This is a genomic window from Natronococcus roseus, assembly GCF_043677095.1.
Classification (GTDB): Archaea; Halobacteriota; Halobacteria; order Halobacteriales; family Natrialbaceae; genus Natronococcus; species Natronococcus roseus.
In genome coordinates this window covers 508,816-523,013 of sequence record NZ_JBHLJR010000003.1, presented here as the reverse complement: position 1 = coordinate 523,013, position 14,198 = coordinate 508,816, and the positions used below count along the sequence as shown (strand labels likewise).

The following is a 14,198-nucleotide window of genomic DNA, read 5'->3' as shown; positions in this document are numbered from 1 at the left end:
CCGGAGCTAACACTCATATAAGATTCTCAACCGAACGATTCCGGGGGCCTATTGGCTCCATAATAATACCATTGCTGTCGCTAGCCGGAGTCAGCAATGACCCAACGACCGAACACTCGACGACGGTTCCTCGCAGCATCCAGTGCAACGGCCTTCGCGGCGGCCATGGCTGGCTGTACGGATTTCCTCTCCGACGAGGATGACGACGGCAACGGCGACGACGACGGTAACGGCGACGACGACGGTAACGGCGACGACGACGGTAACGGCGAAAACGGCGACGAGGTCGAATCCCCCGAGCTCCAGGTCGAAACCGAGTACAACAGCCGCGAGGAGTTCAGACAGCCCGGCGACCAGCTCAACGACTTCGAGACCGACGACGACTGGACGGTCCTCGAGGGCGAAGCGGAGATGGACGACGAGTTCTCCTTCGACGGCGACCAGAGTATTCGCCTCATGGCTGAGGACGAGGACAACGCCGTCGTCGCGACGGAGCTGGACGACGCGACCGACATGGAAGACCTCGACCTCTCGGTGGCCGTCCAGACGACCACCCCGCACAACATCGCCCTCGAGATTCAGGTTCGAGACATCTACGGCGGGCACGCGAGCTACATGCTCCAGTCGATCTCCTACGGCGACGAAAATCCCGGCTGGTTCCGGATGTGTCCCGGCTTCGCCGACGAAAGTACGACGCCGGTCGAGCAGGACGCGATCGACGAGATTCGACTCATCGTCCACAACACCGGTGACGAAGCCGAGGTCTGGTTCGACGACCTGCGCACCCACGAGAAAGCGGACGAGGGATACGTCATCCTCTGCTGGGACGACGGGTTCGAGGACTTCTACGAGCCGGCCGGTGATCTCCACGACGAGTACGACGTCAACGCCGTTCAGGCGGTCGTCCGTCAGTGGACCAGAGACCAGCGCGACGAAGTCATGACGATCGAGCAGCTCCTCGAGCGCCAGGAGGCCGGCGATCAGATCGTCGCCCACGGAACCCACACCGAATGGACCGACCTCGACGACGAGGAACTCGACGACGCAATAAATACGGACAAGAACTGGGCCGTCAACAACGAACTCGAGGGCGGCCACTACCTCGTCTTCCCGCACAATAACTTCGACGATCGGGTGCTCGAGATCGCCTCGAACTACTACTACGCAGGCGGGTTCAACCAGTCCGGCAGCCCGAACCTCATGGGCGTCCACGGCTTCGATCCGCTGGTGATGTCCCGGACGATCGGCCACGATCTCGACATCGCGATAGACTGTATCGACGCCGCGGTCGAGCACAATCAGTGTACGGTCCTGAACTTCCACGACTTCAGTCTGGACAATACGATGGACGTAGACGACTACGAGGAGCTGCTCGAGTACATCGACGAGTCCGACGTCGAGGTCATCGACTTCGACGACCTCTGGAAAATGCGCCGCGAAGGTCACTGATCGGCGACGACGGCGACCGCTTTTTCTCTCTTTGCTCTATTGCTTCTCCGACGCCGAGAGCACTCTCTCGCATACGATTCGGTCGACATCGGTTGACACGTCGGGGTGGCCGAACTCACCGATAGCCACAGCCGGTACGCATTTCAACCTGGATCTGGTCATGTCCTGGAAGTGTACGAATCGGTGAACTGAGGACTGTCTCGAGCAGGTCACCAGCAAGGCAGAAATCGAGGGGGAGTCCCGTCCAGTCGTCGAGACAATGGGAGCGTGTTCGTCCTCAGGAACGGAGTCCGATCCACCCGCCGATCAGCGCGACGACGAGGACGAAACCGGTAGCGAGAAACGGGAACGGGCGCCGTCGGGCTCCGGAGACGGCCGACCAGAGGACACCCGGCAGGTGACGGAGTTCGGGCCCGGCACGAAGGAGGTGCCAGCAGCCGCGAGCGGGACGCCCCTCGCTGAAGTAGCTCTTTGCGAGCACGAGGTCATGACTCGAGCGGATCTCGTACCCCTCGGTCTCGAACCGATCGACCTCCTCGGCATACAGCGACAGGTACTGTTCGTCGGCCTGCCTGATTGTGTCCGCGGGCGGCGTCCCCGTCTCCTCGCGGACGACGAGCGGTTCGTCAACGTAGGCGAGCTTTCCGACCTCGAGGATCCGCAGGACGAACTCGGGGTCCTGGAACCGGTCGAGCGTCTCGTCGAATCCGCCGACCTCCCTCGCAACGTCGGTTCGGACGACCAGCGTCGAGCCGGCGCCCGTGTGAACGTTGTCGGCGAGTATCTCGCCGATGAGTTCCTCCCCACCCTCCATTCGGGGCTGACCGTCCGCACGGGAGAGAACGCTGGCGGCCAGACCGCGAAACCGGTCGGAGGCGCTGGTGAGTTCGAACGCGAAGCCGCAGTAGGCTGCGACCCACTCCTCGGAACGCTCCTCGAGAGCGTCGAGCTGAGCCTCGAGTTTCTCCGGACGCCACTCGTCGTCGGAGTCGAGGAAGGCAACGTACTTCCCCCGTGCGCGTTCGATGCCCGTGTTCCGCGCAACGTTCGCCCCCTGATTCGTCTCGTGGTAGATCGGCCGCACCCGATCGTCGTCGTAGGATTCGAGAACCGCGGCGGTGTCGTCGGTCGATCCGTCGTCGACCACGAGCACCTCGAGGTCGTCGTGTGTCTGTTCGAGGACGCTGTCGATCGCTCTCGAAACCGTCTCCTCCCGGTTGTACGTCGGAATAATGACGCTAACCAGTGCCATTTCGTTCGACACGGGCCCACCGGCGCTTTATTATCGACGGACTAACCGCGTTTCGAGCAGGACGAGAGGGGACGACCACCGTTTCGATCCGATTTCCGACAGGATCGGCTTCCGCTGGGGCGGACGGTTCCTACCCAAAGATCGGAACCCCTGTATCCGGTCCGAACGTCGCGAGGAGAACTCCCGACAACAGAAGCGTCACGCCGGCCAGAAACAGCATGCTCTGGAACCAGCCCGCGACGGTCAGGTCGCCGTTGACGCCCTCGAGGCGATCGCGGATGGGTTCGGCGCGGGAACCTACCGGTGACGGAAGCTCGGCGAGAACCCCGAACGGCTCTGCGGGTTCTATCGCTCCGGTAAGGACGGCGAAGACGAGGTGGACGAGAAGTCCAAACGGAGGGACGAGAAGCAGCGCAAGCCACGGGTTTGTGACTACCGTCGCAAGGGCGAACGTCGGCACCGCAGCGAAAGCGGTCGTCGCCGCTACTCGGCCGAGTCGTGCATTGGCGAGCGGATCGAAGCCAATCTGCTGTGCCGAAAGCCAGTGAAAGACGAACATCGATCCGTAGCCGATAGTGGTCGCGAACGCCGCACCGTGCATTCCGTATCGCGGAATCAGCAGGTAGTTGAGTGCGACGTTGATCCCCGCGGCGCCGGCGGTCGCAAGAACCGGATAGCGGAGCGTACCCTCCCCTCGCGAAATCGCGAGGACGGGTCGTGCGAGAGCGAACCCGAGCGCACCGGGCAACAGTAACAGTGCCGGACCGATCGCCGGCGTGGCGTCGGGACCGAAGTAAATCGGGACTGCGACGTCGGCCAGCGCCGCGATTACGACCGCTACGGCCGCAGTCAACAAGAGCGTATAGCGGGTCGTCTTCGACGCGAGAGCAGTGATCTCGTCGAGCCGGTTTCGAGACCATAGCTCGGACGTCGGAACGACGTACGCGGTCTGGAGAGCAATCGGGACGAACCAGAGGAACTCGGCCAGGAACAGCGCCGCTCGGTAGTTGCCGACCGCCGAACTCTCGCGGAACTGCTGAAGCATCACGATATCGATGTGGTAGAGCGAGGCGAGCAAGAAGAGAAGCGCGACGCTCGTCGAGGCGGACGTGAGCATTTTTTTGCGTGGAAACTCCCGCGGCGGCACTCGAAACACGCTCGAGAGCGACACGCGGCCGTGAATCAGGGCCAGACCGACGATACCGCAAACGATGCTCGAGACCGCGTAGCCGGTCAGCGCGCCCGGAACGCCGAAGCCGAGGTAGACGAGTAAGACCGAGATCACGGCGAACACGACGCTGTCGAGGACGCTGAGGAAGCCGGAGTGTCGCTCGAGGCCGAGTCCCAGAAGCGTCTTTCGGGAGTAGGTCTGGAACTGGACGGAGATCACCAACAGCGCCAAGCCGTAGAAGTAGACCGTGTACTCCTCGCCGAACAGCGCCGCGACGAACTCGTTGCGAGAGCCCAGAAACAGGACGAAAGCGCCAGTAAGCGCGGACAACACCGCGAGTCGGAGATAGAACCCGATCACGTACGGCTCCCAGTCGGATGTCGGCCGGTCCTCCGCCAGGAACGTTCGGACACCGTCTGTGATCCAGGAACTGACGAAGATCATGTAGATCGCAAACACCGATAGCAGAAACGCGTAGTCGCCGAACCCGGACGGACCGAGCAGTCGGAACAGAACCGGTATCGTGACGAATCCCACGAGGAGAGCAACTACGTTAGCAGTACCGACGGAGAGATCATCGCCAGGGAGGGTTCGGTTCACAGGTTCCCCCGAGAGCGACGCCGTCGGACGGCTCTCACAGCTAGCAGTAGTCCGGTGGCACCCACAGTGTTCGAAGCTCTGTGTCGGGATGGCCTTATTATAACCGCATTAAGATCAGGTCAGTTACCGTACGAGAACGACCGGTAGCGGGCTTGAGTAGCATCAGCGGTCCTCACGCTGTCGGAGCGTCTCGAGTGATTTTTGCCGAGCGATCAAAGACTACAGTTAACCGAGAGATAAATAGGTGGGTAGAACTATCAACTATTATCGATGAACGAGAAGGCAACACGCCGAGTGCTCCTCGGCACCATCGGTGCCGGCACGCTTGGAGCGACTGCGGGCTGTCTCGATAGTCTCGCCGGAGACGGGGATGAGGACCCGGACGATGACGACGGGAACGGTTCGAACGGAGACGACGACACAACCCAATCCGACGAGAGCGACGAGACGGATGAGCAGGAGGAGGAAACGGAGGACGTTCCGGATATCGACGGCGGAGCCGTGGTGTTTACCTACGACGACGGGCCGATGGAGGACTACGAGCAGGCGTTTCCGGTCCACCAGGAGTTCGACGCACCTGCGAGTACGGGTATCGTCACCGAGTGGGTCGGCCGCGAGGACTTCAACGACAACGACTGGATGGACGTCGAGCACCTCGAGGAACTCGCCGAGGCCGGCTGGGAGATCAACTCCCATACGACCGCACACACTGCCCTCGGCGAGTTCGAACTCGTCGAAGACGTCGAGCCGGACGACACGCGTGTCTACCCGGAAGAACGAAACCACGGCTTCCACCTGGAGTACGACATCGAGATCACCGACGGGGAGAACTCGGTCGTTCGGACCGTCGTCGCCTCCGATAGCGACGAGATCGGCGGCTACCTCGAGTTCGACGAGCCGGTCGGTGAATCGTTCGCCGCCGGCGAGACCGTCGAGCGCTATCCGGAGGAACTCATGCACGAGTTCCTCGGCGATTCGAAGGCGCAACTCGAGGAGTGGGGGTTCGAGGTCGATACGCTGTTGGCGCCGTACGACATCTGTGACGAGTGGACGATCGAGTTCGCAAGCGAGTACTACGACGGAATCGCGAACGTCAACCCGGGATCGATGGTTAACGACCGGGAGGAGTTCGATCCGTTCGACACCCACCGGGACTACTTCATCGAGTTTACTGATCCTCTCGACATCCAGGAACAGCTCGACGAAGTCGCCGCACAGGATGCCATCGGTATCGTGGGCGCCCACACGTTCAAAGAGGAGGTCGACGAGGACGGGATCCGCGAGATGCTCGAGTGGGTCGAGGAACGAGACCTAACGGTTGTGACGCTTACGGACGCGTTCAGTGCTGTCGACGCCGAGCAATCGTAACGGTAACCCCCCAGTACCCGAAGAGGCCCCTGCCGATCGCATCTCGTGATCGGTGATCGGGACGCCGCCGATCAGTTCATGTAGCCGAGATCCGCCAGTCGGTCCGTCACTTCCTCGTCGACCTCGGACTGGTTCGGTTCTCCCTTGCCGTCGTAGGCAGGGTACGACGTCGCCTCGGTCGGTTCGACGACCGGAATGACGCTCCCGTCCATCCGGTCGCTGTAGGGGAGATCGAACGAGGCCATGATCGTCGGGGCGACGTCGAACAGGTGGGCACGCTCGAGCGTTTCGTCCTCGTCGACGCCCTCGCCCGCAGCCGCGAACACCCCGTCGAGTTTGTGGTTCCAGGGCTCGGCCGGACCGAAGTAGTCCTCACCGAGCTGTTCGGAGATGGCGTGATCGAAGTCGGCGGGAACGGTGACGATGTCGACCGCATCCTCGGCGTACTCGCCGTGGAAGTACCGCTCGCGCGGCGCGACGGTCTCGAAAACCGGGTCGCCGTCCGGCGTCTCGACGTCCTCGAGTTCGCGGATAAGCTCCTCGCGGACTCGCTCGTAGTCGTCCGGCGAGACGACGCCCTCGGGGTCGCGCCCCTCGAGGTTGATCCGGACGCCGAGTTCGGTACGGGCACGAACGTAGGCCTGCGAGTTCTCGAAGTCGACCTGTTCGTTCGCGGTCCGTGCGACCCCGCCCGGGGCGAACTTCTTGACGGTCTCGGCCAGGCCGACGCGCTCCAGGACGACACCGACGTCGCGAGCCGTGATCCCGAATCGCTCGGCGGCGACCGCCGCGGCGCGCTCGGTGAAGCTCGGCTCCCAGGTTTCGGACTCCTCGCCCTCCCGGAGCTTGCGGCGCATCGGCGTCCAGGACGGCATCCCCTTCCCGCTCGTCGTCGTCTCGACGTAGCCGCGGTCCTGGAGGAACTCGTTAACGCGGAACTCGTAGCCGTCGTACTCGCCCATCCCGTGATCGCTGGCGACGAACACGTGATCGGGGTCGAACCGCTCCAAGATCGCGGCGATCTCTTCGTCGGTCGTCTCATAGACCGACCGGACCTTCTCCTCGTCGCCGAAGAACTCGTGGAAGACGGTGTCCGTCTTCTGGAACTGAACGAACCCGAAGTCCGGGTCGTACTCCTCGGCGAGGTACCGAAACGCCGCGCCGCGCATCCGAATCAGGTTTCGGTACTCCGTCATCTTCTCGGAGTCGGGGAGCGTGTCGTCGTCGCGGGAGTACGACGGGTATACGCGGTAGTCGCCGATCGCGTCGCGGACCTCCTCGAGGAGTCCGTCGGGGTGGCAGTCCGGATCCTCCGGACCGATAAAGCCGGGAAGCAAGGCGCCGTCGAACTCCTCCGGTGGGTGGGTGATCGGCGCGTTGACGACGACGCTCGAGTAGCCGTGGCGGTCGAGCAGCGACCAGACGGTGTGTTCGTTGACGTCGTCGGTGCTGGTAACGTGCCAGTCGTAACCGTCGTAGCCGACGAAACCGAACGCGCCGTGTTTGCCCGGGTTCGCGCCCGTGTACATCGAGGGCCAGGCGCTCGGCGTCCACGGCGGAATCTGGGACTCGAGCGGTGCGCTCGTCCCCTCCGTGCAGAGCCGGTGGATCGTCGGGATCTCCGTATCCGCGTCGAGATCGTCGAAGACCGAAAGACTTCCCGCGTCGATCCCGATCAGTAGCGTGTTCATGCCGGTAGATTCGTCGTCCGATTCAGTTTCGTCGTGCTGAGAGGTCCGCGCGCTCCGTTCCATGTTGTAGTGTCGAGGTGTTCGTTCATCGCAGACCGATATCGATCCGAACCAGCCGTTTCGCTTCGAAGGGTGGATCCGGACCACCTTATTATCTCCCGGTTAACAGCGTCTCGTGGCCTGAAATTGCTCTTTTTCTCAATTTTCATATTAGTAGACTAATACGTTAATCGAACTTTTCCAGGAGGTCCGCGTAGAACGATTCCGATCGAGTCGACGCCCCGCCGTTCGACTGTGGACGGGTCTCCGTCGATTCCTCGGCGAGTTTCTCTACGATCAACTCCGGCGTCGAACGAGCCAGTCGATTCTTCACCGGCGAGCGGTTCACCTCGAGTTCCCCGTCGACCAGTCCGACTGCCTCGATGCCATCGACGGTCACGTCGAAGCCGGCCATCTCCCGAATCTCGTCCGCGAGGTGGGAGACGAACACCGCGGTCGCGCCGTTTTCGGAGAGGGCCTCGAGGATGCCGGCGATGATCTTCGCGCTGGCGCCGGGCTCGGTGATGCTCTCGAGTTCGTCGACGAGCACGAGCGATCCCTCGCCGCTCTGGGCCAGCTCCGCGAACTCCCGGACCGTCGACTCGAACGCGCCGGCGTCGAGCGTCCCCTGGGTCTTGGCGTGGTAGTGGAGGTCGTCGAACCGCTGGACGCGTGCGTGCTCCGCCGGAACCGGCAGCCCCATGTGTGCGAGCACGACGACGCTCGCCACGAGATCCAGCGTCGACGTCTTCCCACCGCTGTTGACGCCCGAGAGCAGGGCGACGCCGGAGACCTCGTAGTCGACGGGGTCGATCGCCCCGACGGGCTCGTCGAGCAGCGGAGAGCGGCCCCCTTCGATAGCAAACCCGACCTCCTCGTCGACGACCGCCGGCATCGTACATTCGAATTCGCGGGCAAAGCGGGCGATTGCGAGTTCGACGTCGAGTTCGAGGGCGTCGCGGACGAGTCGGCGCGCCCCCTCGCGTCGGTCCGCGAGGTCGGCCGCGAGCTCTCGTTTGAGGCGGTTCGCACGCCGTTCCTTGGCCGTCGTCAGCTCGGTTCGAAGCCGGCCGAGCGCGTCCTCGTCGCGTTCGACCGGAAACGTCGGCTCGTCGGTGAAGATTCGGCGGGCCAGCTCGTCCTCTCCGGACTCGAGGGCGAGCGCGTCGATCACGTGGTCGCGGGCGGCCTCGACGGCTGCGGCGTGTTCGTCCGCCAGCTCCCGGGACAGCAGCGAGTCGACGCCAGCACCGCGTTCGACGAGCGAGAGCAGGTCCGACCCCTCGATGGTGACGTCCTGTTCGCGGATCGCCTCCCGCAGGTGGTCGTTCGCGACGTTTTCAGCGGTTCCCGCCGCGGCGTCGACGTCGGCCGCGGCCGCGGTCAGTCGGTCCAGTTCCGCGTCACCCGCGACCGTCCCGTCCTCGTCGAGCCGGGAGAGCCCCTCCTCGAGCGCGTCGAGATCGCAATCCGAATCGAGACCGGCGGTGCGGTCGACGTCGATGGCAGCCCGAAGTCGGTTTCGGTTGCGCGCGAAAAACGCCAGCGACCGCTCGGGGACGATCTCGGCGGGGTTCTCGAGCGCGTTCGGCTCGACCCGGACGTCGCCCTCGACGGCGATGCCGGCGAAGGACTCGTCGATCGCGATCACCGTCGCGTACCCCCGGGCGAGTTCGGCGAGCCCCTGTGCGTCCTCGACGATCTCGACCGGCAACTCCGGGATCGCCTCCTTGGCCTCGGTGTAGCGTTCCGCGTCGGTCGTCGCCAGACAGCGCTCGCGAACCCGGACGTCGCCGGGCTCGCGAAGCGGTTCGACGCCCTCGAGCGCCTCGAGCACCTCGGGGTCGGGGTTGCGCTCGATCGCCTCGCTCGCGAAGGCCTGGACCTCCTCGATCCGCGAGCGCCGCGAACTCGGATACAGCGTCTCGAGGCGCTGGGCGGCGTAGTCGGTCACGGTCCGCTCCTTGAGCAGTCCGAGCACGCTCCGATAGACCTCGCGCGCCCGATCGGTCGCGAGGAACGCACCTGGATCATCGTGCTCGTGGCGGATCGCGCCGCGCGCGATGCGGGCGGCCCGTCCTTGCGAGATGCCGGGTGCCGCTGCGATCGCCGCGACGTCGCCCGTTCGCAGCGCTCGCTCGGGATCGTCGAGGGCCGACAGCGACCGGGCGGTCTTCTCGCCGACGCCCGGGATCGACTCGAGGTCCATCGTTCTCGAGCGGCGTATCAGAGCGGAGTGAGAAAAAGCCTCCCGTCCGAGAGACGTCCGAGGTGATAACAACGAGCACGACTACCGTCCCACGGGACGGAGACGAGAGCGATCCGGCACGGTGCGGTCTACGACGATCGAATCGCGGAGCGCGAAACCTTGCGCGTTCCGGGCCGCTCGTTATTCTCCCGACTCCGCAAACAGAGCCATGGTACTCAAGAAGCTCTTCGGCTCGACGGCGACGCGGTCGCTAGCCGTCGTTTCGATACTCAAAAGCGCCAAGCGGGCGGTCGACCGCGGGAACTACGTTCGAGCGGGGCTGATGCTCGGCGTTGCCGTCCTGGCCTGGAAGTGGGTCCTTATCGGGATGGTCGCGCAGGGCGTCGTTGGGCTGCTCCGAAAAGACGACTCCTCGGACTCCCCGGACACCTCGACGTCGAAGGCCGCGTAGTCGGGAACTACTCGCCGAAGTCGATCTCAAGCTTCAGCAGCGCGTTCGGGACGGGGAACTGCGGGTACCGTGAACTCGGTGACGCCGCCGCTTTCCCCACACGGGCTCCCCACGTGATCGATTAGCTCCGGGCGAACAGCGCCGTCAGGTCAGCTCCGTCGCGGTCCACGAACGTCGCAACCGTAGCCGGCGCTTCCACGAGGATCGTCAAACCACTCCGCGTGGTTGTCGGGTATACGGCAGGCTGGTGCAGGCACGACTGCTTCCGCGAGACGCGCCCTCCTTTTGACGAAGGAGAGTCCGTATCGAAGGCGTTCTGACCGCACGAAGCGAGCAGCCACCTTCCCTCTCAACTGAGAATGAACACGAGTCTCGAGGTCGAGTACTGGGTGATCGATAGCGACGGCGAGCTCACCCCGCCGGAATCGCTCGCGGACGTCTCCGAGTACACCGAACGGGAGTTCGTCGAACCGCTGTTCGAACTGAAGACGCCCCCCTGTGAGTCGGTGGCGGAGCTTCGGTCGACGTTCGTCGGCCAGCTCGAGGCGGTGCTCGCGGAGGCCGAGCGGACCGACAAGGGTCTCGTCCCACTGGGAACGCCGATCAACTGCGACGGGGTCGAGCGTCGACCCGGCGAGCGTGGACGGATCCAGAAGGCGGTTCTCGGATCGAACTTCGAGTACGCGAGCTACTGCGCCGGAACCCACCTCCACTTCGAGAAACGAAACGTAGCCGACCAGCTCAACGCGCTCATCGCGCTCGACCCCGCCCTCGCGCTCGTCAGTTCCTCGCCGTACTACCAGGGCGAACGCGTCGCGAACAGCGCGCGAGCCCACTGCTATCGAAAGGAGGCGTACGCCGAGTTTCCCAGACACGGCCAGCTCTGGAACTACGTCGAGAGCGTCGGCGAGTGGTCACGCCGACTCGAGCGGTGTTTCGAGGAGTTCGAGGGGGAAGCGCTCGCGGCCGGCGTCGACGGGGACGCGATCGCCGAGAACTTCTCCGTGGACGACGTCGTCTGGACGCCCGTTCGGCTGCGCGACGAGATGCCGACCGTCGAGTGGCGCTCGCCCGACGCGGCGCTTCCGAGTCAGCTGTTGCGACTCGCCGACGAGCTGTACGGAGTAATGGAGACGATCCACGACACGAACGTCGAGATCGGCGACGGGGGTCACGACGGCGCAACCGGCTACGTCACCAGCGAGGGGGTTCAACTCCCCGATTACGACACCGTCTTCGATCTCGCCGGCGCGGCGATCCGAAAGGGCCTCGAGTCGACTCCCGTGGTGAACTACCTCGATCGGATGGGCTTTTCCGTCACCGACTACCATCCGATCGCGACCCAGATCGGCGGTCGGCAGTACGTGACGAAAAGCGATGCCCGCGAACTGCGCCTCGAGTACGCGAGCCGGCTCGAGTCCGACGTCGAGCAGTTAGCTGCGACGATCGACTAGAGGACCCCCGCCATGAACGCCAGTCCCATGCCGATTAGCACGACGGCAGTGATCGTCGGCAGGTACGGCGTGAGTCGCTCGATCCGCTCGCGGTAGTGTTCGTACCCGGCGATCAACAGTAGCGTCGGGACGATGATCGCGACGATGACGGCCAGCGAGTAGACGAGCATGAGCTCGAGGCAGGCCTCCGTTCCGACGCAGATCGCCAGAATCTGGATCGGCTCCTCGTGGGCGAACCCGAGCAACAGCGCGGTCGTCCCGAGCGCGACCAGCCCTCGTTCGGCGTGTTCCTCACTCAGGTGCTGGTGGCCCCCGCCACCGGGAAGTGCGGCACGGAACCGCTCGAGGAGGCTGCGATCGGTTTCGTGATCGTGAGCGTCGTGGTGGGTGTGGTGTCCCGACTCGAGAGTGTCGACACCGCCGTTGGTGTGGTGGCCGTGATCCGGGCCGTGGTCGTGTCCCTCGTCGTGCTCGTGACTATGACCGTCACCGTGGTCCTCGCCATGTTCGTGACTATGGCCGTCACCGTGGTCCTCGCCATGTTCGTGTAGTCCGTGCCCGCCGTGGCGATACTCGTGGATACCCAGCAGGATCAGCAGGGTTCCGGCGACGTACCGAAGCCACGGTCCTTCGGCGAACTCGGCGAACGCGCTGAACCAGAAGTATGCGAGCACGAGCGCGACGCTGCTGATCAGGTGGCCGACGCCGAGGATCGACGCCGCCACCAGTCCGGCGAGCCAGCGTCGGTTACGGTTCAGCGCGTACGTCGCCGCGATCGGCCAGCCGTGGTCCGGCAACACGCCGTGGACGAAGCCGATCAAAACGACGCCGGCGACGAGGCCCAGCTCCATATCGCAGCTGGGTCGTCGACGGGTATACTGGTTGTTATGTTCCGGACCCGATAGCCGTAATACGGCTGCTAAGCCTTGTTAATCGAGAGTTCGAGAGTAGCAACACTGGGGAGGGTTAGTTCCCGTCGTCGTACTCGTACTCCTCTTCGGGATCCTCGACACCCTCGGTTCGCGAGCCGACCCAGGCGCCCAGCGAGATCCCGTAGACGAGGTGGGCGGCGTGGAACAGCGCGAGCTCGTCGGACTCGAGGCGGATGTCGAGCAGCTCCTTGAGCATGATCTGGGAGCCGAAGGCCGACAGCCCCATACCGAACACCGAGCCCCAGACGAGGCCGCGCTGTTCGGGCTCGATCGAGCGGTCGGCGTCGAACAGGGCGAACAGTGCGCCGAAGATCACTCCACCCTGGATTCCGTACACGAGGTGAAGAATCAGTCCGATAACCGGGTGGTCCTCGGGATCGTTGCCGCTGACGTACGTCGACCAGAAGTTCGCCGACGGCGGCAGGGAACGCAGGATCGGGAGTCGGAACGCGGTCATGATCAGCGTCGCGACGATTCCCGCCTGGATCCCGCGGACTGCCGCGCGCGCGGCGTGTTCGGCTCGTGACTGCTCGGCCGTCGCTCCGGTAACGTCGGAGGAACCCTTTCTCGACCGCAGTCGTCGAAGTCGTTCGGAGACGGTCATAGTGCTCTCCTAGTACCTACCGCGAACACGAACTTAACGCTCCGGCGTGCAGTGGACGGCTAGCCCGACGAACGACCACGAGGCGACGGGAACTCGAGAGAATATTTATTATAGCAAGGTGTCACGATCGAAGTATGAACGCAGTCGACTGGCCAGCGGTTACGGCCGGCGCCTACGCTGGAGTGCTTGGCTTCCTCGTGAGCACCACGATCGGTATCGACGGAACCGGGTCGATTCTCGTCTTCGGTCTCGCGTGGGTGACGGTCGCCGTTGCACTCGGCAGCCGTTCCGGCGTGTGGGTCGGGGCGGGCCGTCGACGGCTGCTTGCGGTGCCGATAGTCGCTCCGCTGGTACCGACCGTCGCCACGACGATTCTCGAGGACGTCGGGCGTGCCGACATCGCGCTATCGACGCAGTTCTCGCTGCTCGGGCTGGTGGCGCTCGGGCTCGTCGTCTGGATCCTCGGCACTCGAGTCTACGCAGAGGGTGCCGCGGGCGACTCGAGGGCCTGCTGGGTTGCAACCTGCGATCGGCGGAGGCGGCGACGGCTGCACGCCGCCACGCTGCTGTTCGGCGTCGGATCAGTCGGCGCGTTCGTCGGCACGCTGTACGGACTCCCCTCGAGTTTCCTGACCGCCGGGGTCGTGGCGGTCGTTATCCTGCAGATACACGTACGACGGTCCCGGGTGTACGAGGCCTGCGAGCGTGGGCTCCGATACCAGGAGTCGGGGACCGTCACAACACGGTTTCTCCCCTGGGACCGCTTCGACGGGCTCCGCGAGACCGAGGACGCCGTCGTTCTCGAGCGCCAGTGGTGGCTCGACGAGCGAATGGCCGGCGACGAGGTCCCCGCGAGCGCTCGCGCGGAGCTCGCGGCTTCCGTCCGGGACGCGAGCAGCGAGCGACGGCGCTGACTCGGTCCGCGACCACCGTGCCGTCCGAACGACAACGCGCTTTTGCACGTCCGGTTCGAACGAG

Annotated in this window: 11 protein-coding genes; 5 read left to right on the top strand and 6 right to left on the bottom strand. The window is 64.3% G+C overall.

Translation table 11 applies throughout. The annotated features are described in order from the left end of the window. Nucleotides 1-96: 96 nt before the first annotated feature. Nucleotides 97-1,449 (top strand): polysaccharide deacetylase family protein, encoded by a 1,353-nt coding sequence (locus ACFEMD_RS10570; protein WP_394740969.1) that lies wholly within the window; start codon nt 97-99, stop codon nt 1,447-1,449. A 277-nt stretch (nt 1,450-1,726) separates the two neighbouring features. Here the strand turns inward: ACFEMD_RS10570 and ACFEMD_RS10565 are convergent, their stop codons facing one another. Further along, nucleotides 1,727-2,701 carry a glycosyltransferase family 2 protein gene (locus tag ACFEMD_RS10565; protein WP_394740968.1) on the bottom strand — a complete coding sequence of 325 codons (975 nt, stop codon included), beginning with the start codon at nt 2,699-2,701 and terminating at the stop codon, nt 1,727-1,729. 130 nt (nt 2,702-2,831) lie between these two features. Further along, nucleotides 2,832-4,472 (bottom strand): oligosaccharide flippase family protein, encoded by a 1,641-nt coding sequence (locus ACFEMD_RS10560; protein WP_394740967.1) that lies wholly within the window; start codon nt 4,470-4,472, stop codon nt 2,832-2,834. Between the two features lie 270 nt (nt 4,473-4,742). Between ACFEMD_RS10560 and ACFEMD_RS10555 the strand changes: the two genes are divergently transcribed. Further along, nucleotides 4,743-5,840, top strand: coding sequence for a polysaccharide deacetylase family protein (locus tag ACFEMD_RS10555; RefSeq protein WP_394740966.1), 1,098 nt, complete (start codon nt 4,743-4,745; stop codon nt 5,838-5,840). A gap of 71 nt (nt 5,841-5,911) precedes the next feature. On the opposite strand, the gene ACFEMD_RS10550 is transcribed toward ACFEMD_RS10555, so the two are convergent. Next, entirely contained in the window at nt 5,912-7,594 is a 1,683-nt protein-coding gene (locus ACFEMD_RS10550) for an alkaline phosphatase family protein (protein WP_394740965.1), read from the bottom strand. Between the two features lie 163 nt (nt 7,595-7,757). Beyond that, nucleotides 7,758-9,779 (bottom strand): MutS-related protein, encoded by a 2,022-nt coding sequence (locus tag ACFEMD_RS10545; protein WP_394740964.1) that lies wholly within the window; start codon nt 9,777-9,779, stop codon nt 7,758-7,760. Nucleotides 9,780-9,987: 208 nt separating this feature from the next. Between ACFEMD_RS10545 and ACFEMD_RS10540 the strand changes: the two genes are divergently transcribed. Together ACFEMD_RS10540 and ACFEMD_RS10535 are read left to right on the top strand one after the other, a co-directional pair. Next, on the top strand, nt 9,988-10,230 hold the full coding sequence (locus tag ACFEMD_RS10540; RefSeq protein ID WP_005555078.1) for a hypothetical protein: 243 nt from the start codon (nt 9,988-9,990) through the stop codon (nt 10,228-10,230). Nucleotides 10,231-10,589: 359 nt separating this feature from the next. Continuing rightward, the gene (locus ACFEMD_RS10535; protein WP_394740963.1) at nt 10,590-11,684 is read left to right on the top strand and encodes a glutamate-cysteine ligase family protein; all 1,095 of its coding nucleotides are present in this window, start codon (nt 10,590-10,592) and stop codon (nt 11,682-11,684) included. On the opposite strand, the gene ACFEMD_RS10530 is transcribed toward ACFEMD_RS10535, so the two are convergent. Together ACFEMD_RS10530 and ACFEMD_RS10525 are read right to left on the bottom strand one after the other, a co-directional pair. Continuing rightward, on the bottom strand, nt 11,681-12,535 hold the full coding sequence (locus ACFEMD_RS10530) for an ABC transporter permease (protein WP_394740962.1): 855 nt from the start codon (nt 12,533-12,535) through the stop codon (nt 11,681-11,683). The two genes, ACFEMD_RS10535 and ACFEMD_RS10530, sit on opposite strands and share 4 nt — an antisense overlap. A 115-nt stretch (nt 12,536-12,650) precedes the next feature. Further along, nucleotides 12,651-13,220, bottom strand: a complete 570-nt coding sequence (locus ACFEMD_RS10525; protein ID WP_005555075.1) for a DUF6789 family protein — start codon at nt 13,218-13,220, stop codon at nt 12,651-12,653. A 134-nt stretch (nt 13,221-13,354) separates the two neighbouring features. Here ACFEMD_RS10525 and ACFEMD_RS10520 point away from each other — a divergent pair, with 134 nt between their 5' ends. Continuing rightward, nucleotides 13,355-14,134 (top strand): hypothetical protein, encoded by a 780-nt coding sequence (locus ACFEMD_RS10520; RefSeq protein ID WP_394740961.1) that lies wholly within the window; start codon nt 13,355-13,357, stop codon nt 14,132-14,134. The last annotated feature ends 64 nt before the right edge of the window (nt 14,135-14,198 follow it).

Excerpts from the sequence above, each read along its gene's own strand:
- ACFEMD_RS10555 (WP_394740966.1), top strand. The coding sequence starts at position 4,743 with ATGAACGAGAAGGCAACACGCCGAGTGCTCCTCGGCACCATCGGTGCC.
- ACFEMD_RS10540 (WP_005555078.1), top strand. The coding sequence starts at position 9,988 with ATGGTACTCAAGAAGCTCTTCGGCTCGACGGCGACGCGGTCGCTAGCC.
- ACFEMD_RS10520 (WP_394740961.1), top strand. The coding sequence starts at position 13,355 with ATGAACGCAGTCGACTGGCCAGCGGTTACGGCCGGCGCCTACGCTGGA.
- ACFEMD_RS10545 (WP_394740964.1), bottom strand. The coding sequence starts at position 9,779 with ATGGACCTCGAGTCGATCCCGGGCGTCGGCGAGAAGACCGCCCGGTCG.
- ACFEMD_RS10525 (WP_005555075.1), bottom strand. The coding sequence starts at position 13,220 with ATGACCGTCTCCGAACGACTTCGACGACTGCGGTCGAGAAAGGGTTCC.
- ACFEMD_RS10530 (WP_394740962.1), bottom strand. The coding sequence starts at position 12,535 with ATGGAGCTGGGCCTCGTCGCCGGCGTCGTTTTGATCGGCTTCGTCCAC.
- ACFEMD_RS10550 (WP_394740965.1), bottom strand. The coding sequence starts at position 7,594 with ATGGAACGGAGCGCGCGGACCTCTCAGCACGACGAAACTGAATCGGAC.
- ACFEMD_RS10570 (WP_394740969.1), top strand. The coding sequence starts at position 97 with ATGACCCAACGACCGAACACTCGACGACGGTTCCTCGCAGCATCCAGT.
- ACFEMD_RS10565 (WP_394740968.1), bottom strand. The coding sequence starts at position 2,701 with ATGGCACTGGTTAGCGTCATTATTCCGACGTACAACCGGGAGGAGACG.
- ACFEMD_RS10535 (WP_394740963.1), top strand. The coding sequence starts at position 10,590 with ATGAACACGAGTCTCGAGGTCGAGTACTGGGTGATCGATAGCGACGGC.